Origin of the sequence: Arthrobacter sp. ok362 (assembly GCF_900102785.1) — a bacterium.
In the GTDB taxonomy this organism is placed as follows: Bacteria; Actinomycetota; Actinomycetes; order Actinomycetales; family Micrococcaceae; genus Arthrobacter.
This window is the reverse complement of sequence record NZ_FNGC01000002.1, coordinates 168,725-193,524: the sequence shown is the minus strand read 5'-3', so window position 1 is coordinate 193,524 and position 24,800 is coordinate 168,725. Positions and strand designations below refer to the sequence as shown.

The 24,800-nt window shown below is 68.3% G+C and carries 20 protein-coding genes and 1 tRNA gene; 11 read left to right on the top strand and 10 right to left on the bottom strand.

What is annotated here, in order from left to right; genetic code table 11:
• Window positions 1–203 precede the first annotated feature (203 nt).
• A complete protein-coding gene (locus tag BLQ10_RS03370; RefSeq protein ID WP_175558456.1) occupies window positions 204–1,544 on the bottom strand; it encodes a TadA family conjugal transfer-associated ATPase in 1,341 nt (446 codons plus the stop codon).
• On the bottom strand, window positions 1,541–2,650 hold the full coding sequence (gene ssd / locus BLQ10_RS03365) for a septum site-determining protein Ssd (RefSeq protein ID WP_091558375.1): 1,110 nt from the start codon (window positions 2,648–2,650) through the stop codon (window positions 1,541–1,543). Before ssd ends, BLQ10_RS03370 begins: the two co-directional genes overlap by 4 nt.
• Before the next feature lie 134 nt (window positions 2,651–2,784).
• Between ssd and BLQ10_RS03360 the strand changes: the two genes are divergently transcribed.
• Together BLQ10_RS03360 and BLQ10_RS03355 are read left to right on the top strand one after the other, a co-directional pair.
• The gene (locus BLQ10_RS03360; protein WP_091558373.1) at window positions 2,785–4,515 is read left to right on the top strand and encodes a bifunctional 3'-5' exonuclease/DNA polymerase; all 1,731 of its coding nucleotides are present in this window, start codon (window positions 2,785–2,787) and stop codon (window positions 4,513–4,515) included.
• Window positions 4,516–4,657: 142 nt separating this feature from the next.
• A complete protein-coding gene (locus BLQ10_RS03355) occupies window positions 4,658–4,918 on the top strand; it encodes a YegP family protein (protein WP_091558370.1) in 261 nt (86 codons plus the stop codon).
• 67 nt (window positions 4,919–4,985) lie between these two features.
• On the opposite strand, the gene BLQ10_RS03350 is transcribed toward BLQ10_RS03355, so the two are convergent.
• From BLQ10_RS03350 to BLQ10_RS03340, 3 genes are read right to left on the bottom strand one after another with little or no spacing between them, the layout of a single operon-like run.
• Window positions 4,986–5,666, bottom strand: coding sequence for an NUDIX hydrolase (locus BLQ10_RS03350; protein ID WP_091558367.1), 681 nt, complete (start codon window positions 5,664–5,666; stop codon window positions 4,986–4,988).
• Entirely contained in the window at window positions 5,663–6,496 is an 834-nt protein-coding gene (nth, locus tag BLQ10_RS03345; RefSeq protein WP_091558838.1) for an endonuclease III, read from the bottom strand. The genes BLQ10_RS03350 and nth overlap by 4 nt, the downstream gene beginning before the upstream one ends.
• A gap of 33 nt (window positions 6,497–6,529) precedes the next feature.
• The gene (locus BLQ10_RS03340) at window positions 6,530–7,939 is read right to left on the bottom strand and encodes a hypothetical protein (RefSeq protein WP_091558365.1); all 1,410 of its coding nucleotides are present in this window, start codon (window positions 7,937–7,939) and stop codon (window positions 6,530–6,532) included.
• 433 nt (window positions 7,940–8,372) lie between these two features.
• Between BLQ10_RS03340 and acs the strand changes: the two genes are divergently transcribed.
• Entirely contained in the window at window positions 8,373–10,403 is a 2,031-nt protein-coding gene (acs, locus tag BLQ10_RS03335) for an acetate--CoA ligase (protein WP_091558362.1), read from the top strand.
• A gap of 193 nt (window positions 10,404–10,596) precedes the next feature.
• Complete coding sequence (aroQ, locus tag BLQ10_RS03330) at window positions 10,597–11,073, top strand: type II 3-dehydroquinate dehydratase (RefSeq protein WP_091558359.1); 477 nt, start codon at window positions 10,597–10,599, stop codon at window positions 11,071–11,073.
• 133 nt (window positions 11,074–11,206) lie between these two features.
• On the opposite strand, the gene BLQ10_RS03325 is transcribed toward aroQ, so the two are convergent.
• Entirely contained in the window at window positions 11,207–12,391 is a 1,185-nt protein-coding gene (locus BLQ10_RS03325) for a MarP family serine protease (RefSeq protein ID WP_091558357.1), read from the bottom strand.
• 214 nt (window positions 12,392–12,605) lie between these two features.
• Here BLQ10_RS03325 and BLQ10_RS03320 point away from each other — a divergent pair, with 214 nt between their 5' ends.
• Entirely contained in the window at window positions 12,606–13,283 is a 678-nt protein-coding gene (locus BLQ10_RS03320) for a Crp/Fnr family transcriptional regulator (RefSeq protein WP_011693220.1), read from the top strand.
• 357 nt (window positions 13,284–13,640) lie between these two features.
• Here the strand turns inward: BLQ10_RS03320 and BLQ10_RS03315 are convergent, their stop codons facing one another.
• The 3 genes from BLQ10_RS03315 to BLQ10_RS03305 are packed head-to-tail and all read right to left on the bottom strand — an operon-like array spanning window position 13,641 to window position 15,317.
• A complete protein-coding gene (locus BLQ10_RS03315) occupies window positions 13,641–14,552 on the bottom strand; it encodes an NUDIX hydrolase (RefSeq protein WP_091558355.1) in 912 nt (303 codons plus the stop codon).
• Between the two features lie 16 nt (window positions 14,553–14,568).
• The gene (locus BLQ10_RS03310; RefSeq protein WP_254785382.1) at window positions 14,569–15,159 is read right to left on the bottom strand and encodes a RidA family protein; all 591 of its coding nucleotides are present in this window, start codon (window positions 15,157–15,159) and stop codon (window positions 14,569–14,571) included.
• A gap of 2 nt (window positions 15,160–15,161) precedes the next feature.
• Window positions 15,162–15,317, bottom strand: a complete 156-nt coding sequence (locus BLQ10_RS03305; RefSeq protein WP_009359196.1) for a Sp36 family protein — start codon at window positions 15,315–15,317, stop codon at window positions 15,162–15,164.
• A 37-nt stretch (window positions 15,318–15,354) separates the two neighbouring features.
• Here BLQ10_RS03305 and BLQ10_RS03300 point away from each other — a divergent pair, with 37 nt between their 5' ends.
• From BLQ10_RS03300 to BLQ10_RS03280, 5 genes are all read left to right on the top strand, one after another.
• A complete protein-coding gene (locus tag BLQ10_RS03300; protein ID WP_091558352.1) occupies window positions 15,355–17,649 on the top strand; it encodes a transglycosylase domain-containing protein in 2,295 nt (764 codons plus the stop codon).
• A 3-nt stretch (window positions 17,650–17,652) separates the two neighbouring features.
• On the top strand, window positions 17,653–18,600 hold the full coding sequence (locus BLQ10_RS03295; RefSeq protein ID WP_091558350.1) for a metallophosphoesterase: 948 nt from the start codon (window positions 17,653–17,655) through the stop codon (window positions 18,598–18,600).
• Between the two features lie 399 nt (window positions 18,601–18,999).
• Entirely contained in the window at window positions 19,000–20,823 is a 1,824-nt protein-coding gene (locus BLQ10_RS03290) for an ABC transporter ATP-binding protein (RefSeq protein WP_091558347.1), read from the top strand.
• The gene (locus BLQ10_RS03285; protein ID WP_091558346.1) at window positions 20,820–22,808 is read left to right on the top strand and encodes an ABC transporter ATP-binding protein; all 1,989 of its coding nucleotides are present in this window, start codon (window positions 20,820–20,822) and stop codon (window positions 22,806–22,808) included. Before BLQ10_RS03290 ends, BLQ10_RS03285 begins: the two co-directional genes overlap by 4 nt.
• A gap of 125 nt (window positions 22,809–22,933) precedes the next feature.
• Window positions 22,934–23,010 (top strand) — tRNA-Pro (locus tag BLQ10_RS03280).
• A gap of 168 nt (window positions 23,011–23,178) precedes the next feature.
• Here the strand turns inward: BLQ10_RS03280 and BLQ10_RS03275 are convergent.
• On the bottom strand, window positions 23,179–23,397 hold the full coding sequence (locus BLQ10_RS03275; protein ID WP_091558343.1) for a hypothetical protein: 219 nt from the start codon (window positions 23,395–23,397) through the stop codon (window positions 23,179–23,181).
• 130 nt (window positions 23,398–23,527) lie between these two features.
• Between BLQ10_RS03275 and BLQ10_RS03270 the strand changes: the two genes are divergently transcribed.
• Window positions 23,528–24,793 (top strand): helix-turn-helix domain-containing protein, encoded by a 1,266-nt coding sequence (locus tag BLQ10_RS03270; RefSeq protein ID WP_091558341.1) that lies wholly within the window; start codon window positions 23,528–23,530, stop codon window positions 24,791–24,793.
• Window positions 24,794–24,800 lie beyond the last annotated feature (7 nt).

The window sequence follows — 24,800 nt, the reverse complement described above, 5'->3', positions numbered from 1 at the left end:
GGGCCCAGCACCTGCGGATCCCCCGCCGCGCACACTACCGAATCCCCGGACGGCTCCCCGCCGGCGGGATCGCGGCTGCCCATAGGCGGCGGAACTTCCCGTGCCGGCGCGGTGCAGTGCCCTGCGGGTACGCTGACCGGCCGCACGCGCGGTCGGAAATGCCAGCCACACGGCCAGGACCAAAGCGATGATCAGGAGGGCGGTCACCGCAGCGTCCAAGCCCTCGGGGGTTCGTGTACGGAACCCGGCGGACGCCCTGCCGGCCGCGCCTCCTGTGGCTCGGAGGGGCCCGCCCCGGCCGACCCGGGATCCAGGCCGAGACGGTGCGCCAGCTGCGGCCAGGCCGGACCCAAGCGGAGCTGGCCTTGTTGGACGCCCAGTGCGACGGTGACAGTCAGGCCCACGTCGTCTGCCTCCATGATTCCAATGCTCGCGACCTGGCGCCCGGCTTCGGTCCGTTCGACATGCACGACTGCATCGATCGCGCTGGCGACCTGCAGCCGCACGGCGTCCTGGCCCATGCCGGCGAGCGCGCCAAGGGCCGCCAGCCGGGCAGGCACAGCCGCGGCCTCATTCGCGTGGATGGTCCCGCCGCCTCCCGTATGTCCGGTGTTCATGGCCGAGAGCAGCTCGCGGACCTCCGCGCCGCGGCATTCGCCCACCACCAGCCGGTCCGGCCGCATCCGCAGGGCCTGGCGGACAAGTTCGCCGAGGTCCACGGCACCGCCGCCTTCCAGGTTTCCGTGCCGGGATTCCAGCGAGACGACGTGCGGGTGGACCGGATTCAGTTCCGCGGCGTCCTCAATCAGGACGAGTCGCTCCCCGCGATGGCACAGTCCGAGCAGGGTTGCCAGCAACGTGGTTTTCCCCGAGCCGGTGGCGCCGCTGATGAGGAAGCTCAGCCTGGCCGCCACCATGCGTTCGAGCACGGACTGGACCAGGCTCCCGAAAGTCCCGGTCCCGAACATACCGTCGCGCCTCAGCTCGGGCATGGAGAAGACCGTGGCCCGGCGGATGCGCACGCTCAGGAGGGTTCCGGCCGTGGAAATGGGCGGCAGCACCGCGTGCACCCGGTAGCCGCCGTCGAGCCTGACATCGACGCATGGCGAACCGTCATCCAGGCGGCGGCCGCCGGCTGCCACCAGCCTCGCGGCGAGGGCCCGGATCTGCGGCTCCCCGGAAAAGACGACCGGCGCCTTTTCCAGACCGCCGCCGCGGTCCAACCAGACCGAGTCCGGCCCGTTGACAAAGATGTCCGTCACGGCGGGGTCCCGGGTGAGCGGCTGCAGGGGGCCCAAGCCATTCAGTTCCGCGCTGATGCTCTCCACCGCAGCCAGGGCGCCGGCCGTGCCGAGCAGCCGTCCGCTCGCCTGGACCGCGGCCGCCACCCGCGACGGGGTCACCGGGGAGGAATCTGCCATGACGGACTCGCGCACGGAATCCAGCAGCGTCTGGTCGAGAAATCCCGGCGAGCGCCGGCGGCCCGGTGCCCGCCCGGTGGGGTGTTCGGGTTCGGCGGGTTCCACGCCCGCATGGGCACTCATGAGTCATCTCCGCCGTTCAGGTCAAGGACTCCGGCGGCGAACCGGCGGATGGCGCGCTGCCGGCCTGCTTCCAGAAGGCGGCCGTGTTCCGTTGCTCCGGCCAGACCCTTGATGTCCGGCATGATGCCTTGAAGGGCAAGCCCCACGGAGTCGGCAATCAGCGGCGCATCCAAGGCGGCGCCGGAACCTGCCCGGACCACGAGCGCGGTGTCCACGGGTGGTAGCTCCTGCAGCAGCCAGGCCGTGGCGACGGCGGCCCGCAGCCGGGCGGGCGCAACGACGATGATCCGGTCGCATTCGCCGGCGAAGGCCCGCAAAGCCTCCCGTTCCCGGCCAATATCCAGCACGACCAACTCGCAGCCGCGGCGGGCGGCATCGAGAACCGCGGCCACGGTGGTGACGTCCACACCGGCGGCCCGGTCCCGGGTTCCCGGCCACGACAGGAAGGCGAATCCGCCGGCGACCGGCAGCGCATCGTCCAGCTGGGCCGGGTCGATGCTGCCGCTCACCCCGGCCAGATCCGGCCAGCGGAGCCCGGGGGCGTCCTCGGCGGCCAACGCCAGTTCCAGGCCGCCGCCCCAGGGGTCGCCGTCGACCAGGAGCACGCGGATCCCGATTCCGGCGGCGGCCTGCGCGATCCAGATGGCGGCCGTCGTGGCCCCGGCACCGCCGCAGCCGCCTGTGAGACCCAGAACGAGTCCGCCGGCTTCCGGCGCGCGGGACCGGCTCAGGTATTCCGCCAACCAGGCGGCCGCGTCCGGCAGCACCGCGACGCGTTCGGCCCCGACTGCGGCGGCCAGATGCCACAGCCCGTCCCCGTCACCTTTGAGGCCGAGCAGCACGGCAGGGGCCCTCCGTCGGGGTGGTAAGTCGCGGATGTCGCTGCCCACCAGCACGGCGGCCGCGGCGTCCCAGAACGGCGCGGCCTCGGCAACGTCCTGCACCGCCCGCAACTGGCCGCCGACCGCAGCGACGATGCGTTCCACTTCGCTGCGCAGCACATCGACCCCGGTGACGAGGAGGGTTTCCGCGGAATCCCCAGGGATCCAGGGCCCCTGCTCCGGCGGAGGCGGCGAGCCCGGACCACGTTGCTGGTGCCTGTTCATGCTGCCACTTTGCCCGGGCGGGAAGCGCAGCGTAACCGCCGTCGTGGGCTATGTGGACAAGCCTCGCGGCTTTCCTGCACCGCGGCCAGGGAATGCGCGCAGACCACACCCCGGAGCAGGGCAGAATTGACCCTATGTACCTGTTGCTCGCTGCCCACGCCGACGGCGCGGCGCTGCAGCAACTCACGGCGGATGGCTTCCCTGAACCGTCCAACCCGGAACCCCGGGTTGTCAGCGCCGGCGACCTCGCCGGAGTTGTGCGCGGGCTTGAGGAGCGGCACCCGCGCTGGATCTGGCACCGCACACAGGACTGGTACCCCGCGCTGCTGGGGGCCGGGGTGGAACTCGAACGCTGCTACGACCTCACGTTGTGCGGCGCGATCCTGGCCCACTCCGAGTTCACCGCCCACACCGTCTATGCGCAGGCGGCTGAGAAGCTGACGCAGGACGACGAGCTGCCCCAGCCACTGCGGGGCCTGCAGCCCCCTGCCCCGCCGCCGGAACAGGGGGCCCTGTTCGATGCTCCGGCCCCCGGTCAGCGTCCCGGCCAATCCCTTGAGGCTCTTCGCGCCGAGTACGCCGCGCAGCAGGAGGCGCTTAGCCAGGCGGGAACGGCCTCCGGCACGGCGATCATCACCGACGCCGGCCGGCGCCAACGGCTGCAGCTGCTGCTCGCGGCGGAATCCGCCGGGGCCATGATCGCCGCCGAAATGCAGCACACCGGTGTCCCGTGGCGGGAGGAACTGCACGAGCAGATTCTCGCGGATCACCTCGGACCCCGCCCGGCTCCGGGCCAGCGTCCGAACAAACTCGAATCGCTCACGGCCGAGCTGAGGCTGCTGCTGAAGTCGCCGGCGCTGAACCCGGACTCCCCGCAGGAGCTCATGCGCGCCCTGCACCGCAACGGCATCGAAGTGAAAACCACCCGCCAATGGGAGCTGAAGGAATCCAGCCACCCCGCGATCTTGCCGCTGCTGGACTACAAGAAGCTGGCCCGTCTCCACGCGGCCAATGGCTGGGCGTGGCTTGATACCTGGGTGAAGGACGGCAGGTTCCAGCCCGAGTACGTGGTGGGCGGCGTGGTGTCGGGCCGGTGGGCGTCCCGGGGCGGCGGGGCGCTGCAAATCCCACGCCAGGTCCGCGGCGCGGTCCACGCCGATCCCGGCCACAAACTGATCGTTGCCGACGCCTCGCAGCTGGAACCGCGTGTGCTCGTGGCGCTGGCGCAGGATTCCAAAATGGCCGAGGCCGCCCGGGACAAGGACCTCTACGCCGGCATTGCCGCACAAGGCTTCGGCGGCGACCGGGCAAAAGCCAAGGTGGCCCTCCTCGGAGCTATCTACGGGGCGACCACGGGCGAGTCCGGGCGGCTGATGCCCCAGCTGGCCCGCACCTACCCCCGCGCCGTGGGCTTCGTCGAGCAGGCTGCCCGCGACGGCGAAGCCGGCAGGACCGTCACCTCACGGCTGGGCCGCAGCAGCCCGCCGCCGTCGGAACGCTGGCTGCAGAGCCAGCACTCCACCACCGCGGAAGAACAGCGCCGGGCGGACTCGATCGCACGCTCGCGCGGCCGCTTCACCCGGAATTTCGTGGTCCAGGGCTCGGCCGCTGACTGGGCGGCGTGCTGGCTCGCGGAACTGCGACGCCGGCTGCGCGCCATGCGGTCGGACGGCGCAGCCGCTGGCGAGCTGGTGTTCTTCCTCCACGACGAAGTCATGGTGCACTGCCCCGAAAGCGCCGTCGGGGACTGCATCAAGGCGATCGAGGACTCCGCAGCTACCGCCAAGGAGCTGTTGTTCGGCCGGATTCCGGTGGAATTTCCGGTCAGCGTGGCCGTCGTGGACTCGTACGACAACGCCAAATGAGTGACCGAAATCACCGCTCGTAACGTACCCGTCGGTAGCGTTGTGTGGGTTCCGTCACCGGGCTACCCTCGAAAAGGCCGGCGAACATCCCATACGAACCGCCGGCGATTGCAACGAGGCAAGGAATTGGGGAGGCAGCGGTTTGGCTGGCACTTTTGAGATCGCGCAGGCTGGCGACAAGGCTTATTTCTTCAGGCTGACGGCGGCGGATGGCACGGTAGTGGCCGTGTCACCGCTCTTCAGCTCCATCAAAAACGCGGCGGCGGGCATCAACGCCGTGCGCGAGAACGCCGCGACGGGACTGGTTGTGGATCGTTCCGGAATGCACAAGCGGGTCCCCACCAGCAGGTCTACAGGACGGGCGCGCGCTCCCCTGGCGGGCAGCGCCGCGGCTACCAGCTAGCGGACTGGCGGGCAGCGCCGCGGCTACCAGCTAGCGGACCGGCCGGCAGGCCGACGTCCTGCGGGCTTCACACATCGATCCCGTAGAGCCGCGCGCGGTCCCACGGAACGGCCCAGCCCAGTTGTTCAAAGAGCTGGTTCAGGATCATCCCGGTAAACCCCCACACCACCACGCCGTTGACGGTGAAGGCGGGGCTCTGGAACGTCTGGCCGGCCCGGCTGACCGTTGCCATCACCCGGTTGTCCGGGTCCAGCAGGTCCCGGACCGGAACACGGAACACCTGCGCGGATTCACCGTAGTCCACCACACGGACCGGTGACTGGGCGGCCCACCAGGCCAGGACCGGAGTGACCAGGAAATTACCCCGGGGAAGCGCCAGTTCAGGCATCACTCCGAGTACGTCCACGCCCGCAGGGTTCAGCCCGGTCTCCTCTTCCGCCTCGCGTAGGGCCGCGTCGACCACAGATTCACCCGGGTCGATGCCGCCGCCCGGAAACGCCACTTGTCCGGGATGGTCCTCCAGGGTTTGGGCCCGCTGCAGCAGCAGGACGTCCAGATCGGCTGGAGCCAGCAACTTCTCGGACACCGCCGGAACGTTGTCCAGCGCACCAAAGAGCATGAGCACGGCGGCCCTGCGGACCCTCTCGCCGGGTTCGACGGCGAGTTCCCGCCAGCGCGGATCCGGGGCCGGCGCCGTGCCCGCCTCCACCGCGGCAATGAGGTCGACGAGGTCCTGGCGCGCGGTCACGGCTGCTTCCTCTGCGATTCCATCCGGATTTCGGCGGCGCGGTGCGTCTCGGCCAGCAACCGGGCCAGCAGTTCGTCCTGCCCCGGGGCGAGTTCGTACTTGAGCAGTTTCTTAGCCTTCTCCGGTTCGGTTTCCCCCATCCCGTAGCTGGGGCACCAGTTGGCCACCGCGCAGGCGCCGCACGCCGGCTTGCGGGAATGGCAGACGCGGCGGCCGTGAAAGACGACGCGGTGCGAGAGCATGGTCCAGTCCTTCGGCTCGAACAGCTCAGCGACGTCGGACTCGATCCGCACCGGATCATCCGACTCCGTCCAGCCGAAACGCCGCGCCAGACGGCCGAAGTGGGTGTCCACCGTAATGCCCGGAATGCCGAAGGCATTGCCCAGCACGACGTTCGCGGTTTTCCGCCCGACGCCGGGCAGCGTCACCAGGTCCTCCAGCCGGCCCGGCACCTCGCCGTCGTACTCGTCCACAAGCCGGGTGCACAGCGCCAGGAGGTTTCTGGCCTTCGCGCGAAAGAAGCCGGTGGGCTTGATGATGGCCTCCAGCTCGGCCGGATCCGCCTCCGCCATCCGCCGCGCGTCCGGGTAGCGCGCGAACAGCAGGGGCGTGATCTGGTTGACCAGCACGTCCGTGGTCTGGGCGGACAGCACGGTTGCTATCACGAGCTCGAACGGGCTGCGGAAGTCCAGCTCCGCGTGGGCATAGGGATACTGTTCCGCGAGTGCCCGGTTGATCCGGCGGGCGCGGCGCTTGAGCGCCAGGACAGACTCCCCGGACGCCCGCGCCGCGCCGGGCTTCGCGCTCCCGGGGTCCGGGGTGCCGGATATCGTGTTGCCGGATTCCGTGGTCACGGGGGTGGGCTAACCGCGTTCGATGTTGCTGAGGTCCCGCAAAACGCCCAACCGGCCGTCGGTGTGCTGGACCAGGAATTCGTTGCCGCGGTCCTCGAGGGCAAGGACCCAGCCGCCGGGTTCAATGACGAACGCCTGGGCTCCGGTGCGCTCGTCGACGGCGGTGCGGGGCTGTGCGACGGCGAACCAGAACGCCTCGTGCACAGGGTGGACATCGTCCTCGGCGGGCCGGCTGGCGGGATCCACGGTGGCGCCGATGGGCTCCTGCGGGCGGACCTGCTCCTGTGGGCGGACCTGGGGGTTGACGGTGGTCGGGGCACTGCCGCCGGGGGCTGCCGGAACGCCGGCGGCCTGGGTCTGTTCAGCGGCGGCCTGGGTCTGCGCAGGGGCGGCAGCGGTGGCGGCAGCGGTGGCGGCGCCAGCGGCGGCAACGGCGGACGCCGGAACAGCGGCGGCCCGGGTCTTTTCCGCGCCGGAAACAGCCGGCTCCGCCGACGTCGACGGCGTCGATGAGGCCGACGGCGCAGGGGCAGCCGCGCCGGCTGCTGTTACAACGCCCGAGATCTGGGTCTCCGGTGCGCTGGGAGCCGCAGCGCCCGGCGCCGCAACGGATGTCGCACCCGCCGAAGGCGCCCCAGCTGTTGGTGCCCCCGCTGACGGCACGGCCGGTGAGGTGGGCGCCGGCACGGCCGCCTGGCCGCCGGAAACCGGGCCGCCGGCGGCCGGGCGCTTGGCCCAGCCCGCTGCCGCACCGGATGCTGCCACCTTGGATGCACCTGTTCCTGCGGAGTCCTTGGCCGTTTTGGCCTGCTTCGGCGTCTTGGGCGCCCGGGGCTTTTGCACCGGGGCAACAGCTTCACGGGCCACGATGTGGGCAGGCGTTTCCTCCCGGCCCAGGAAGTCGCCGGCAAAGAACGGGATCCAGCGGGCCAGGACGGTGGCCGCGAAGAGCCCCAAGGCGCCAAGGAGCGCTATAAGCATGCTCGGCACGAACGCCCCGGCGACTGCGAGGAAGAAGAAGGCCAGTGTGAACGACGCCACGACGGACGCGAACTGGTCGATCGACAGGGACCCGATCCGGATCTTGGTCGCCGGGCTGAGGCGGCGGGCCACGAACAACGCGGTGACAATAAGCGGAAGCACGATTCCCAGGCCCAGGAAGAACAGGCTGCCCAGGTTCCACAGGTTGTACGCGAAGGCAAACATCGGAATCAGCGAGGCGATGAAAAGAAGCAGCGTGGAGCCGAAGACGGTGAGGTCACGGATGGTGAAGGGACCGAGGACGGCTTCGTTTTTCTTCGCGGTCTTCTTGTCCACCGTGAAGCGTGGCGCATCCCCGAACCCGGCAGGCCCCGGCTGCGCCGTTGCGCCTTGGCCCTGGGCGGGCGCCCGGAGCTGCCCGTTGTCTTGCTCGTTCATTCCGTATCTCCTTAGCATGGCGGCACTCTGGACAGCGCCGTCTAACGGCAGGCAAGGACAGTACCGCAAGCGGTTCCTGTCGCCTCCATCGGATGTCACAACTTCATCTCAGCCTAGCCAAGTGGATGACCGATCACTAGCTGACAAGCCGAGGGCGGACACAGCAGAATTCTCCGGCTTTCCGAACCCCCGGACGCTCGCGCCGGGCCGCCGTCCGGCACCGCCAAGGCACCACTCGGCGCTTAACAAAGACCGCTCGCGGCGCTAATTGTGACGAGGCGCACGTTTGGTCGGACCCACGTATTAGTGTTTATTCCAGACAGCTCCGGCGGCACTGCCGCGGTCTGCCGCCGCCCGACGTCGCGCATGCGGCCCGGCGTGGAGGCGACGCGCACGGCCGCCCAGCCCGGATCGATGAATGATGAGGTGCACCATGTCCCAGCAGACACCCGGCTCCATGGCCACGCAGGCGCCCCACGGCGACGCCTTCGAAAACCTGTCCCAGGAGAACCGCCGTTTCGCGCCCTCGGCCGAGTTCGCGGCCAATGCGGTGGTCACCGCCGGCGAGTACGCCGAGGCCGACGCCGACCGCCCCGCGTTCTGGGCGAAGACGGCCCGCGATCTGCTGAGCTGGAGCAAGGACTTCACCCAGACGCTGGACTGGTCCAACCCGCCGTTCGCGAAGTGGTTCGTCGGCGGGGAGGTCAACGCCGCCTACAACGCCCTGGACCGCCACGTCGAGGCCGGCCACGGGGACCGGGTGGCGATCTACTTCGAGGGCGAGCCCGGCGACACCCGCACGTACACCTACGCACAGCTCACCGAGGAAGTGAAGAAGGCCGCGAACGCCTTCGAGTCCCTCGGCGTGGCCAAGGGCGACCGCGTCGCGGTCTACCTGCCCATGATTCCTGAGGCCGTCATCACCATGCTGGCCTGCGCCAGGATCGGTGCCATCCACTCCGTGGTCTTCGGCGGCTTCTCCGCCGATGCCCTGCGTTCCCGGATCGACGACGCCGAAGCCAAGCTGGTGGTCACGGCCGACGGCACTTACCGCCGCGGCAAGCCCAGCGCCCTGAAGGCCGCGGTCGACGACGCCCTGGCCCGCGAGGGAGATGGAGACGGCCACACCGTGCAGAACGTCGTGGTGGTCAAGCGCAACGGCCAGGACGTGGACTGGCACGAGGGCCGGGACCACTGGTGGGCGGACACCGTCGGCGCCGCGTCCACCGAGCACACCGCCGTCGGGCACGACGCCGAGCACCCGCTCTTCATCCTCTACACCTCCGGCACCACGGGAAAGCCCAAGGGCATCCTGCACACCACCGGCGGCTACCTCACCCAGACCGCCTACACGCACAAGGCGGTCTTCGACCTCCACCCGGAGACCGACGTCTACTGGTGCACCGCCGACATCGGTTGGGTCACCGGGCATTCCTACGTCGCCTACGCCCCGCTCATCAACGGCGCCACCCAGGTCATGTACGAAGGCACGCCGGACTCCCCGCACCAGGGCCGCTGGTGGGAGATCGTGGAGAAGTACAAGGTCTCCATCCTCTACACCGCCCCCACAGCCATCCGCACGTTCATGAAGTGGGGCAAGGACATCCCGGCCAAGTCCGACCTCTCCTCGATCCGCGTCCTCGGTTCCGTCGGCGAACCCATCAACCCGGAAGCCTGGATGTGGTACCGCGAGGTCATCGGCGCCAATGCCGGTAAGAACGGCGAACGCAAGGAGAACCCCGCACCGATCGTGGACACCTGGTGGCAGACCGAGACCGGGGCGCAAATGATCGCCCCGCTGCCGGGTGTCACGGCGACCAAGCCCGGCTCGGCCCAGGTCCCGCTGCCCGGCATCGCCGTGGACGTGGTGGACGAGCTCGGCGAATCTGTGCCCAACGGGCACGGCGGCTTCTTGGTGATCCGCGAACCGTGGCCGGCCATGCTGCGCGGGATCTGGGGCGACCCGGAACGGTTCAAGGAAACGTACTGGTCCCGCTTCGAGACCATGTACTTCGCCGGCGACGGCGCCAAGAAGGACGAGGACGGCGACCTCTGGCTGCTGGGCCGGGTGGATGACGTGATGAACATTTCCGGCCACCGGCTCTCCACCGCCGAAATCGAGTCCGCCCTGGTATCCCACCCCGCGGTGGCGGAAGCCGCCGTCGTCGGAGCCGCGGACGAGACCACCGGCCAGGCCGTCGTCGCCTTCGTGATCCTGCGCGGGGATGCCGTGGACTCCGGCGACGACACCGTCCAGGAACTCCGCAACCACGTGGGCAAGGAAATCGGTCCGATCGCCAAGCCGAAAACCATCCTCGTGGTCCCCGAACTGCCTAAGACCCGGTCCGGCAAGATCATGCGCCGCCTGCTCAAGGACGTCGCGGAAGGCCGAGAGGTCGGCGACGCGACCACTCTGGCGGACAACACGGTCATGGCCCAGATTGCGAAATCGCTGAAGAAATAGCCGGCGCGCGTTTCGACACGGGGTTTTGCCGACGGCGTTGGGCCGGCGGCGGCGTTGCCCACTGGGCCGCGCCGCCGTCGTCGTCGGTCCTGTGGGTCCACGCCGCAGCGGGCAACCGGCAACCTGCCCCGTAGCGAACGGTGCGCCGGTAACGAACAGCGCATGCGGGCCGCGGCGCGATAGATTTGCAGACATGACTGAAGCCACCCCCGCCAGCGGCGCAGGCCGCGGCACCATTCTGGTACTCAACGGACCCAATTTGAACCTGCTCGGCACGCGCGAGCCGGAGAAATACGGGACGGCGACGCTGGCCGATGTCGAACAGCTCGCCAAAGATGCCGGCGCGGCACACAGCCTGGATGTCGAGTGCTTCCAGTCCAACCACGAGGGTGCCCTGGTGGACGCCATCCACGCCGCACGCGGGAAGGCGGTGGGAATCGTGATCAACGCCGGCGCCTACACGCACACGTCCGTGGCCATCCGGGACGCCATTTCCGCTGTTGCCCTGCCGACGGTCGAGGTGCACATCACCAATGTTCACGCCCGCGAGGCCTTCCGGCACCATTCCTACCTTTCGGACATCAGCAAGGCCGTGATCGCCGGCGCCGGGATCCTGGGCTACCGCTTCGCGGTGGAATACCTCGCCGGACTGCACGCGGACAAGGACTGAGCATGTCCCCCACGGAGCCCGCGGCGGCGTCCGGGGACTCGGCCACCGATTCGGCAACGGCGCAGTGGTACCGGCACGGGCAGAGCCTGGAGTGGCTCTGAGCCGTGGCTCTAGGCTCAGCGTGGCAGTCCGGCTATTTCTTGATGCACTGTCCGGACGAGACGGCACTGCCCAAACCCGGCGCCCGGGCTGCCACCGGGCCGAGGTCAGCCATGGTGATCGCAAATCCGAGTGAGGACTCGGTGGTGGCCTTAGCGAAGACCACCCCCGCCACCTGCCCGTTCATGGTCAGGAGCGGGCCGCCGGAGTTGCCAGGCTGTACGTCACCGGCAAGCCGGTACACGTCCTCGGGTGACGCGTTATTGCCGTAGATGTCGGGGACCAGCACGGTGGCGATGTCCTGCACCGTGGCCGGTTTGGACTGGAAGGGCCCGCCGTGCGGATAGCCGGCGAAGGCCGCGGCGCTGCCGGACGGCAGGTCAGCGGCCAGCGCCAGGGGTTCCGAGCGCAGGCCATCCACCGCCACAACGGCGAGGTCGTGCTGGGGGTCAAAGTAGACGACGCTCCCCGGCAGGGCGCGGCCGCCGGGGGTCTCCACCACCGGTTCCTCGACTCCGGCAACCACGTGGGCGTTGGTCACCACCCGCCCGGGAGCGACCACAAAGCCGGTTCCGGTCTGGTTTTGGCCGCACTGGTAGGCAGTTCCGGCGATCTTAAGTACGGATGCGGCGGCCTTGTTCAGCGCCGGCGTGTCTGTGCTGGTGTCCGGAATGGCAACGGGCTGGCTCTGGCCGAAGCCGTCCAGCAGTGTGGGGATGCCGTCGCCGATCACCGCAGAGCGCAGCTGCGCCATCGATGCCTTGACCGGCGTCGGCGTCGCGCCGTCGATGAACCTGATGACTTTGGACTCCGCGAGCTGCTCGGACACGAACGGCACGCCCAGGGCCCCGATGCTGAACGCCAGCATCGACATCACGAGGGCGGACACCACCACGTTCACGCCCCCGCCCACGAGGCGGTCCACTGCCCTCAGGGGGCTGAACGGGACCACGCTGCGGATTTGCCGGCCGATCATGGTGCCGAGGCCGTTCCCCACGATCATGAGCAGGACGGCGGTGGCAACGATTGCCGTCAGGCGCCAGCCGCTGTCCTCAACGAGGCCGCTGACGATGGGAACGGAGACGAAGGCGGCGACGGCGCCCGCAGCGAATCCCGCGATGCCTCCGAGCGTCACAAGGAAGCCATTGCGAAGACCGTGGATCAGGTAGGACAAGAGCGCCACAACCAACGCCAGGTCCAAAATTGTCAAGCCAAACACCGGGGCTCCTCACAGACAGTTCAGCGACGATTCTACCGGTGTAAGCTGAACGTTTGCCGACCGGCCGCCAGCCTGCACAGGATCTGCGCGGACTTCCCGAGCCGTGCGCTTTCGGCCCCTTCGGGCGTTTCAGTGCCAACTACGTCACAGAAGCTCCAAAATTCTGAAAGAATGGCTGAAGCGCCCCAGCCGACACAGCTAGTCAGGAGATTTCATGGATATCGAGGTATTGCGCCGCGCCCCCCTTTTCGCCACGCTCGACGACGAGGCGTTCCGTCTGCTGACGGACGAACTTACCGAGGTGGACCTTTCCCGCGGTGCCTCGGTATTCCGGGAAGGCGATCAGGGTGACCAGCTCTACTTCATCGTCTCCGGCAAGGTGAAGCTCGGCCGCACGTCGCCGGACGGCCGGGAGTCGCTGCTGGCCATCCTCGGCCCGGGCGAACTTTTCGGCGAAATGGCGCTGTTCGACCCCAGCCCGCGAACGGCCACGGCAACTGCGGTTTCCGAGACGCGACTCGCCGGCCTGAAGAACGAGAGCCTCAACGCTCTCTTGCGCACCCGCCCTGAGGTTTCGGCCCAGCTGCTGCAGGCCTTGGCACGCCGCCTGCGCCGCACCAACGATTCCCTCTCCGACCTCGTCTTCTCCGACGTGCCGGGCCGTGTGGCCAAGGCACTGCTGGATCTGGCCGATCGCTTCGGCCGCCCGGCGACCGACGGCGTCCTGGTCGCCCACGAATTGACGCAGGAAGAGCTCGCCCAGCTGGTCGGCGCCTCCCGTGAAACGGTCAACAAGGCCCTCGCTGAATTCGTGCAGCGCGGCTGGCTGCGCCTGGAAGCCCGCGCCGTCGTCATTCTCGACATGCAGCGTCTGCGCCAGCGTTCCCGCTAGGGATCCCCAGCAGCAACCACGAAGGCCGGCCCCGGGAACGGGACCGGCCTTCTGTCGTTATGCCCTCGGCTTCCTCCGCCTTCTTGTCCGCGGGACATGCCCAGCTCCGGCAGCGAGGACTGGACATAATGCCACTATGTCCAGCGGCCAGGGCCAACGGAGGGCATGTCCCGGGCCGGCACGGGGCAACGAGGGACATGCCCAGTGGTGCGGACCAGGAAAGAGCATGTCCCGGGCCGGCACGGGGCAACGAGGGACATGTCCAGCGGTGCGGACCAGGAAAGGGCATGTCCCCACCCCAGAGTCCCCACCCCAGAGTCCCCACCCCAGAGTCCCCACGACCAGCGTTCCAAGGACCTAGCGTTCCCGCTGTGGTTCACCGGCAATCGTCTTGGCGGCTTCAACTTCGAGCATGAGCCGGCCCTCTTCCTCGACGAGCTTCGGCTGGTAGACGTGGGCCTTGCGCTTGTAGCTGAGGTAAGCGATGCAGCCGTTGGCCTTGGCCATCTTCTCGAGCATGATCTCGGAGCCGGGCACCAGGAGTTCGCCCAGGGTCCGGCCTACGGTGTTCTCCTGGCCCACCTCGTCGCCGAGCACGGTGGCGTCCCGTTCGCTCACGACTTTCCGGACGCACACCCAGCGGCCCCACACGCCCTTGCTCGCCAGCAGCGAGGGCTGCTGGTTCACGGGCACGGTGGCGGCGAAGTAGCGGGTGTTGAACCGGCGGTGCGCAAAATCGGGGCTGAGCCAGTTCACCAGGGGCTTGAGCAGGTCAGTGCGCAGCGAGAGCCCGCGCTTGGCGAGCAAGTCGGTAAACGATTTCTCCTGCTCCGCCACGGCTTCCCGGGCGCGCATCCAGTCTGCTCTGGAGGTCACCTCGACCGTGGTGGACAGGTCGGGGCCGGCCAGCAGGATGCCGGTCTCCTCAAACAGCTCACGGATCGCGCCGACGACGTGGCGGCGCGCCAGCCCGACGTCGGACGTCCCCATCTGCTCGGCCCAGTGCTGGGGCGACGGGCCAAGCCAGCCGACGGCGTCGTCGTCGGACGCATCCAACGATCCGCCGGGGAAGGCGAGGACACCGAGCGGGGAGGACCCCGTCCGGTAACCAAGCCAGGTTTCCAGGCCCGTGGGCGAGTCCCGCAGGAGGATCACCGAGGAGGCCAGGCGGGGGGCGCGGGGCGTCCGCTCACCGTGTTCAATCCAGCTGCGTGCTGCTCCCTCGAGATCGGGGGGCAGAACGAACAGGCGACGTGTTAACTGAGGCAACGAAGTGACCGGTCTTCTAGGCGAATTCGGCGATCAGTTCGACTTCGACGGGCGAGTCGAGCGGCAGGACGGATACTCCGACGGCGGAACGTGCGTGCTGGCCGGCGTCGCCGAGGACCTGGCCCAGCAGCTCCGAGGCGCCGTTGATGACACCGGGCTGGCCGGTAAAGGATGGGTCGGAGGAAACAAACCCTACAACCTTAACGATCCGCGTGATGCGGTCGAGGTCGCCGATCACACTCTTGACCGCAGCCAGGGCGTTGACGGCGCAGATGGCAGCGTAGGCCTTTGCGTCTTCCGGGGACACCGTGGACTCGTCCGCGGCGCCCGCTGAGCCGGCGGACACCTTGCCGGTGGCCTCGAGCTTGCCGTTGATGAATGGCAGCTGCCCGGAGGTGTAGACATGGTTGCCGGAAATGACGGCCGGAACATACGCCGCGACCGGGGCCGCGACGTCGGGGAGCGTCAGGCCCAGTTCGGCCAGACGCTGTTCGACGGCGGACGCCACGCCGGCGCCGGTGGCGTGGCTCGCCGCGGCGGCGGTATTTTCCGAGGCGTTTTGCGCGCCCGCCGGCGTGGCCGGAATGGCTTCTGAGGGGGTGCTCATGGCTACTGCTTCTCCCGCTTCAGGTAGGCAACCAGGCCGTTTCCGTCCGGGCCAGGAACAACCTGGACGAGTTCCCAGCCGTCCTCGCCCCACTGGTCCAGGATCTGCTTCGTGGCATGGATAATGAGCGGAATCGTGGCGTACTCCCATTTGGTCATGACATAAAGCCTAGTCGTTGCCGGTAAAGTGGAAAACATGGCGACTGGCAAGAACCCTTTATTCGACACGGCCACCACCCTCGGAAAGATCCTTCTTTTCCTGGGCGTGAGCGCCATTTGTGGCGTCCTCGTGGCGGGCCTCCTGGTCCCCGCGGCGGCCGTTTCCGGCAGCGCGGCGAGTGGGTCGATCCAGTTCTTTGACACCCTTCCCGCTGAGCTGAAGGTCGATCCGCCCAGCCAGGCGACCACGATCCTGGCGGCCGACGGCAGCGTGATCGCCAACCTCTATACGGAAAACCGCACCCGCGTCTCGCTGGACCAGATGTCCCCCAACATCAAGAACGCGATCATCGCCATCGAGGACAGCCGCTTCTACGAGCACGGCGGCGTGGACACCACCGGCATCCTGCGCGCCCTGGTGAGCACCGCCCGCGGCAACAAGCAGGGCGCGTCCACCATTACGCAGCAGTACGTCAACAACGTCATCAACTCCTCGCTGGAGGCCGAAGGCAAGGGTGACCAGGTCCTCCTCAACGGCGTCAACAAGGGCGTCGGGGACAAGCTCCGCGAAATGAAGCTGGCCATCGCGCTGGAGAAGAAGTTCACCAAGGAGCAGATCCTTGAGGGCTACCTGAACATCGTGTTCTTCAACCGTGACGCCTACGGCATTGAAGCCGCCTCCAAGTTCTTCTTCAGCACCACGGCCAAGAACCTGACCCTGCCGCAGGCCGCCCTGCTGGCCGGCGTCGTGAACAGCCCTTCGTACTATGACCCGATCACTAATCCGGAGAACGCCAAGGTCCGCCGCGACCTCGTGCTCCATGCGATGCTGACCCAGGGCAAGATCAAGCAGGCCGAGTACGACGCAGCGGTCGCGACGCCGGTGACGACCAAGGTCACCCAGCCCCGGCAGGGTTGCCCGTACTCGAAGACGGCGCCGTATTTCTGCGACTACGTGGTGCACCTGCTGCTGAACAACCCGGCCTACGGCGCTGACGCTGCCGAGCGTGAGCGGAAGATCTTCCGCGGAGGCCTGACCATCAAGACCACCCTGGACCCCAAGGCCCAGGCCGTGGCCCAGGCCCAGGTGGACGGTTCCGCCGGCGCAAACCCGGACAAGTGGGGCGCGTCCCTGGTGTCCGTCCAGCCGGGATCGGGCAAAATCGTCTCCATGGCGCAGAACACCGTCTTCATTCCCGCGCCGGGCAAGTTCAACCAGGTGCAGAACTTCAACGTGGACGTCCAGGATGCCAAGGGCAATGACCTCAACGGTCTCGGCGGCTTCCAGCCCGGCTCCACGATGAAGCCCTTCACGTTCGCGGAGTGGCTCAATGAGGGCAAGTCGATGAACACGCGGCTCAACGGCGCCGTGCGGCGGTACTCTCCCGGCTTCCCGTGGAGGAACACCTGCCCAACACCGACGACCGACTCGTACGATGACACCGCCGGCACCCACGACCTGCAGAACGCCGACGAGAACCACTACAAGTACATGTCCGTCCTTGACGGCCTGGCGAACTCCATCAACACCATCACCTTCGCGTCCGCGTCCCAGCTGGACCTGTGCGGGATCCAGAAGGTCGTCGACTCCGTCGGGATCCATGGCGGGCTGCCGCAGCCCAACGATCCCCACCCCCAAGTGAACATGACCCGACTTTCCAACCTCATCGGTGCCACCCAGACGGCCCCGCTGACCATGGCCAGCGCGTTCGCCACCTTCGCCAACGACGGCAAGTACTGCGAACCGATCGCCATCGATTCGGTGACGGACGCGACGGGGGCCCAGCTGCCGGCCCAGACACCCAACTGCCGGGACGCAATCAAGCCCGAGGTGGCCCGCGGCGTCGCGTACGCCATGCAGGAAGTGCTCAACCGCGGCTCGGGCTCGCTGATCCAGCCCCGGATTTCGACCCGGACCTCCTTCCCCATCGCGGCCAAGACCGGAACTAACGACAACAACAGCTCCACCTGGGTGGCCGGCTACACCAGGGGCCTGGCTACGGCCACGTGGTTTGGCGATCCCCTGGGCGACCAGCAGCGCGCCGGGCAGAATGTCACGATCAACGGCAACTTTTACAAGGGCATCGACGGCTATATGATCGCCGGTCCGCAGTTCTCGAACTACATGGCCCAGGTCGCGCCCGGCTACGGCACCGATCCGTTCCCGGCTCCGCCGTCGGACATGCTGTACGGTCCGGCGCCCGTGGCACCGCCTCAGGACACCACCCCGACGGAACAGAGCACCACTCCGAAGGAACAGAGCACCAATCCGGCCACGCAACCGTCCGCCGACCCGAAGCCGGCACCCACGAAGTCGTCCGGCAAGAAGTAGCCGATGACCTGGGCGAACCATCTGGCAAGCCGCGTTCGAAGCATCGGACGCGGCTTTGCCGTGACCGCCGCGATCGGGACGGCGGCAGGGGCGGCCGCCGCCGGGTACGGGCTGTGGGAGAAGAACCAGTTCGTGCTCAGGGAGGAGACTCTTCCCATCCTGCCGGCCGGGTTCGGCCCGTTCCGGATCCTGCACCTCTCCGACATCCACTTCGTGCCGGGCCAGCACCGGAAGGCCCGGTGGCTGTCGTCCCTGGCGGAGTTGAGGCCCGACCTCGTGGTGAATACGGGCGATAACCTCAGCCATGCCAAGGGCGTTGACCCTCTCGTGGCGGCCCTGCGTCCCCTACTGGAATTCCCCGGCGTGTTTGTCCCCGGCTCGAACGACTACTTCGGCCCGAGCTTCAGGAACCCCGCCTCATATTTGCGCGGCCCCTCGGCCCAGCGCCCAGAACCGGAGAAACTCGACTGGCCCCGGCTGAGGTCCGAGTTCGGCATGTCAGGCTGGGTGGAACTGACCAACCGGTGCCAGTCCCTGGTGCTGAAGGGCATGCGCTTCGATTTCTCCGGCGTCGACGATCCCCACCTGCGCCTCGAACGGTACGCGGGCTGGCCGCGCGGCACCAAGGGCCGGGACGCCGACCCGCATGTTCGCATCGCCGTGGCGCACGCTCCCTACCAGCGCGTCCTCGACCACTTCACCGAAGCCGGCGCCGACCTCCTCCTGGCCGGCCACACCCACGGCGGACAGATCTGCGTCCCGGGATACGGGGCACTTGTCACCAACTGTGACCTTCCCTCTTGGCGGGCCCGGGGCCTGCACGCCTGGGAAAGCAACGGCAGTACGACGCCGGTGAACGTCTCGGGGGGCATCGGCACCTCCCGCTTCGCTCCGGTCCGCATCGCCTGCCGGCCCGAAGCCGTCCTGCTCACGCTGACCTCCCGCGCCTAGCCCTGCCCGCATCCAAGCTTGCCCGCCCTCCGGCCTGACGGGTGGACATGCCCTCCCCTCGTGCCCCCGCCCGCGGCCTCAAGGGTGGACATGCCCTCCCCTCACGCCCCCGCCCACGGGACATGCCCTCCGCAGGCCGCGAGCGTTGGGCATAGACCCACAATGCCCATCCGCCGCGGCGAAGACTGGACATGTCCTCCGAGGGTCGGCGCCAAGACTGGACATGTCCCGCGGGCACCCGCCCCGCCACGCGGGACCCATTGCGGATCGTAATGACTGGGCGAGATGCTGGAAGCGCTGGACAACGTGTGAATCCGGTCACCCGATGACCTAGGGTAGTTGCTACAGGAAACTACATTCAACGGTGCTATCTATGCACGGGCGTCTTAAGAAGCAGGCATGGCCAAGCAGAGTTCATTCTTCACCTCCATCAGCCGTCTCTACCCGCACGTCAGGCCAATCCTGCCCCGGCTGGTCATGGGCCTGCTCTGCGCACTGCTGGCCAGTGTCATGGCGCTGGCCATCCCCCAGGTGCTTCGCGTGCTGGTCAACGAATCCCTGAAGCCCGGCGGCAGCGCGGACGCTGTCTGGGGCGCCTCGCTCCTCATCCTGGCCCTCGGCATCGCCGAGGCGGGCCTCGTGGCCCTGCGCCGGCAGTTCGTCATCAATCCGGCCACCACCGTCGAGACCCGGATGCGGGTCTCCCTCTACGGACACCTTCAGGGCCTAACGGTCTCCTTCCATGACCGCTGGGGCTCCGGGCAGCTGCTCTCCCGGGCCATGACGGACCTGAACTTCCTGCGCCGCTGGATGGCCTTCGGCGCCATCATGCTGGTGGTCACCACGCTCACCGTGGTGATCGGCGTCGTGGTGATGTTCTCCATGAGCTGGCAGCTGGCCCTGATCTTCCTGGCCGCCGCCGTGCCCATCATGATCTACGGTTTCCGCTTCCGCACCCGGTTCAGCAAGGTAGCCCGCCGCAGCCAGGACCAGGCCGGGGACCTCGCCACGACGGTCGAGGAATCCGTCCACGGCATCCGCGTCCTGAAGGCCTTCGGCCGCAGCCGCGAGGCGCTGGAGAACTTCAACGAACAAGCCGAGGAACTCCGGCAGACGGAGATCGCCAAGGCCAAACACCTGGCCACTTTCAGCCTGGTGGTGACGCTCCTGCCCGAACTCGCGCTCGGCGTCGGCCTCGTCGTCGGCATCCTGCTGGCATCCACGGATCAGCTCTCCATCGGGTCCCTCGTGGCCTTCTTCGCCACCGCCGCCGTGGTTGCCGCGCCGGTCGAGTTCTGCGGCATGCTGCTGGCGATGGCCCTAACCGCGAAGTCCGCGGTGGACCGGCACTTCGAGGTCATGGACGCGCAGAACACGATCACCAGCCCGGACCAGCCCCGCCGGCCGGCCGGCCTCAAGGGTGCCCTCAGCTTCCGCAATGCCTCGTTCGCGTTCGAGGACGCCCCGGACAAGCCGATCCTCAAGAACATCACCCTGGACATCCGGCCCGGCGAAACCATGGCCCTCGTGGGCATCACAGGCGGCGGCAAGAGCGCGCTGCTGCAACTGGTCCCCCGCCTCTACGACGTCACCGGCGGCTCCATCACCATCGACGGCGTGGACCTGCGTGAATTCGGCGTGGAGGATCTGCGCACCGCGGTCGCCGTGGCGTTCGAAGACACCACCTTGTTCTCGAGCTCCGTCCGGGACAATGTCCTGCTCGGTGCACCCGATCCCGGGTCGGCGGAAGGCCGTGACGCGGCCCTGGAGGAAGCCCTCGACGTGGCCCAGGCCCACTTCGCCTATTCCCTGCCGCACGGCGTGGATACCCTGATCGGCGAGGAGGGCCTCAGCCTCTCCGGCGGCCAGCGCCAGCGCATCGCCCTGGCCCGCGCCATCGCCGCGAAACCGGCCGTGCTGGTCCTGGACGACCCGCTCTCGGCGCTGGACGTGAACACCGAGGTACTCGTCGAGGCACGGCTGCGCCAGGTCCTCGCGGACACCACCACGCTGATCGTGGCCCACCGGCCCTCCACGGTGGCACTGGCGGACCGGGTGGCCCTGCTCGAGGACGGCCGGATCGCCGCCGTCGGAACGCACGCGGAACTGCTCGCCCAGAACAGCCACTACCGCTACGTGATCGCCAGCCTGGACGCGGAACCGCGGGACCTGGATTCAGAATTGTCCGCCCTCGAGGACCAGTCCGAGGAGATTTCCCGATGAGCAGCGCATCGTTCGGCACCGCCAATGAGGACAACGCGCACCTCAGCAGGAACGAGAGCAAGGCCGTCCGGCGGCGCTCCCTGACCCTTCTGGGGTCCCTGATCCGCCCCGTCCGGGCCCGTTTCTGGCTGACGATCGGCGCCGTCGTCCTGTCCCAGGCCGCCCGCGTGGCCGGGCCGGCGCTGATAGCCTTCGGGATCGACCACGCCCTGCCGGCCGTGCGCGCCGGCGACAGCCTTCCCCTGGTGTTCGCCGGCGTCGCCTACCTTGCCGCGGCCGTCGTGGCGGCCGGCCTGACGGCCCTGTACGTGACCTGGACGGCGCGGCTCAGCCAGGCGATGCTGCTGGACCTCCGCGTCCGGGTCTTCCGCCACACGCAGCGGCTGAGCCTGGAATTCCATGAGAAATACACCTCCGGCCGCATCATCGCCCGGCAGACCTCGGATCTGGAGGCCCTGCGCGAACTGCTGGATTCCGGCGTGAGCTCGCTGGCCTCGGGAATGCTGTTCATGGCGTTTACGGCCGTGACGGTGTTCGCCCTGGACTGGCGCACCGGGGTGCTGGTGCTGGCCGCGGGTGTGCCGATGTATTTCCTGGCCCGCTGGTACCAGAAGCACTCACAGATCGCCTTCCGCGAATCCCGGGTGGTCTCGGCCCGGCTGATCGTGCACTTCGTGGAGACCATGACCGGCATCCGGGCCGTGAAGGCGTTCCGGAAGGAACGCGAAAATGCCGCGCGCTACGCCGAACTGTCGGAGGACTACCGGCGCGCGACCGTCCGCTCCATCAACCTCAACGGCATCTTCCAGCCCGGGCTGGTCCTGATCGGGAACGTGTGCGTGGCCCTCGTGCTGCTCACGGGCGGTTTCCGGGTCCTCAGCGGCGGCCTCGAGGTCGGCGTACTCCTGGCCCTGATCCTGTCCACCAAGCGTTTCTTCCAGCCGGTGGACCAGATGGCGATGTTCTATAACTCCTTCCAAAGCGCCCAGGCTGCCCTGGAAAAGGTCTCGGGCCTGCTCGAGGAGATCCCCACCGTGCGGCCGCCGAAGACACCCGCTGCCCTGCCCCACGCGCAGGGCAGCATCGACTTCAACGGCGTCGAATTCCGTTACGGCGACGGCCCGGTCGTCATTCCGCGGCTGGACCTGCACATCCCCGCCGGCCAGACGGTCGCGCTGGTCGGGCAGACCGGCGCCGGCAAGTCCACCCTCGCGAAGCTGATCGCCCGCTTCTACGACGTCTCCGCCGGGTCCCTGACTCTCGACGGCGTGGACTTGCGCCAGCTCACCACCGAGGACCTGCGCCGGAACGTTGTCATGGTCACCCAGGAGGCCTTCCTGTTCAGCGGTTCCGTGGCGGACAACATCGCGCTGGGCCGGCCCGAGGCCTCGCGCGAGGAGATCGAGGATGCGGCACGGGCAGTGGGGGCGCACGCCTTCATCATGGAACTTCCGGACGGCTACGACACCGACGTCAACAAGCGCGGCGGCCGCGTCTCCGCCGGACAGCGCCAGTTGATCAGCTTCGCCCGGGCCTTCCTGGCCCGCCCGGCCGTCCTGATCCTGGACGAGGCAACGTCCTCGCTGGACATCCCGTCGGAGCGCATGGTCCAGCAGGGCCTCGCGGGGCTCCTGCGCGGCACGCGCGAGACCGGCACCCGCGAGACCGGCACGCGCGAGACCGGCACCCGCGAGACCGGCACCCGCGAGACCGGCACCCGCGAGACCGGGACGCGGGAGGGCGGCACCCGGGACGCGGCCGGCGGGCTGCCCGCCGCAGACGCGGCCTCCGGCCCGGACGCTGCCCCCGCAGCCGGGCGGACAGCGCTGATCATTGCCCACCGACTCTCCACCGTGGAGACGGCAGACCGGGTCCTGGTGGTGCACGACGGACGCGTCGTCGAAGACGGCACCCCGGCGCAGCTGATCGGCGACGGCGGTGCCTTCGCCCGGCTCCACGGCGCCTGGAAAGACTCGCTGGTCTGAACAGCTCGTGGTGAGACCAGTCCGCCCCGGGCCAGGACGACGGGCGCGGCCCCTCACCCCCGCCCGATTTCACATCCGGGGCCTTGATCGGATACTCTTGTGAAGTTGCTTTTGAAGCAGCGGATCGGGATGTGGCGCAGCTTGGTAGCGCGCGTCGTTCGGGACGACGAGGTCGCAGGTTCAAATCCTGTCATCCCGACCAAAGACAAAAGAGGGCCCTTCACGCGGAGGGTCCTCTTTTGCGTTTCCTGCACCATTTAGTGTTTTCCAACGTACTGTTCCAGCGCCGGTGATCCTCCGGGCGCGGGGACGCCGCCCGGACACGCAACAGCCCCGGGAGAAATCTCCCGGGGCTGTTGCGTCGGACCTGTTACATCGGGTCGGGCCAGTTGCCGACGTTCAGCGAGTGGGTCATGGGGTCGGGCCAGTTGCCCACCGCCTGGGCGGCGCGCATGGGGTCGGGCCAGTTGCCGACGGCGGCAACGTTGGAGACATCGGTAAGTGAAGCAGCGGACAGCACGGCCGGGGCCGCGGCGGAGAATGCCAGTGCGCCCGCCAAAACGGCGCCGGCTGCAATCTTCTTCAACATAGAGTTCCTCAATATGGGTTGGGGTCCTTAACCAAGTCAGCACTACCCTTGTTGACACACATTGTAAAATGGTTTCTACAGAGACTGTCAAGCATTTAGTACAAAGAATGTCCGGAATTAGGAGGTATCCGTGGGGAACGGATTTGGGGAGAAGCTCCGCGCGGAACGGCTCGAACGGGGCCTGACGCAGGCGGAGCTGGGCCGCGACCTGTACTCCCCCAGTTACATCTCTTTGCTGGAAACCGGACGCCGCGAGCCGACGGCCGATGTCATCGAAGAGCTTGCCCACCGGCTCGAACTGGCCCCCAAGGCACTCGAGGCCTGGAGCCAGCCGGTGTCCGTCAGCGACGCCGAATACGTGCTCGCCGGGCTGTATGCCCGGCAGGCCTGGGACCTCCGGGACTATCCCGTGGCCGCCACCCACGCCGCCACCGCCGCCAGGATCGCCCTTGAGGCCAAGAACACCAGCGCCTGGTGGAACATGACCTACATGCAGGCCGAATGCCTGATCAAGCAGGGCCTCTGGCAGGAGTGCAAGGACGTGGTCCAGAATCTCCTGGAGCACCCGATGGCCGCGGAATCGGCCGGACTCGGCGTCCGGGCCGAACAGATGCTCGCCGCCGCCTCGCAGGGCCAGGGCCAGCTCGCCGCCGCCGTCGAGCATGCGCAGGAAGCGGTCCGGCTCTGCGCAGAGCTGCCCAAGGGCTCCACCATGATCATCGGCGCCCTCCGCGCCCTCATCGGCGCCCTGGCCGAGAGCGGCCGCCTGGATGAGGCCTGGGAGTACTGCCAGGCCATGAACGACCAGATGGACGACCACTCGATGTCCCAGCTCGCCGGCGAAGTGGCCTGGGTGATCGGCAACGTGGCCTTCATGCGCCACGACTACCCCGAGGGAATCAAATACCACGAGCGGGCGGGCCGCCTGCTGTCCCCGGCCAATGACATCGACCTGTGGGCCCGGTTCAACAAGGCCTCGGCCGCCGTCCGCCTCTCCTCGGGGATCGTCGAACCCGAAACCCTGTCATCGATCGAACGCGCCGAGCTGGCCCTCTCGATCGTCGGCGGCAACAAGACGGACCAGCTGGAAGTGGCCTTCATCCGGGCCCGCTGGCTTTACCTCACCGGAGACATCGTGGCCGCCGTCCAGAAGCTGCGCGAGATCCACGCCGAGCGGGAGGCGCTGGCCCGGCACACGGCAGGCGAGGTCTCCCTGCTGCTGGGCAAGGCCCTCAAAGCTGCCGGGGAGTCCGCGGAGGCCCTGGTGTACCTCGAGGAAGCCCAGAAGGAGTTCAGCGCGGCGGGCGCCTCGGACCGGGTCCAGCAGGCCTTGGACGCCGTGCTCGAGATCAAGCTGGCCCAGCGGCGGGCCGAGGCTGCTTCCGCGGAAGCCTAGCCCGGCC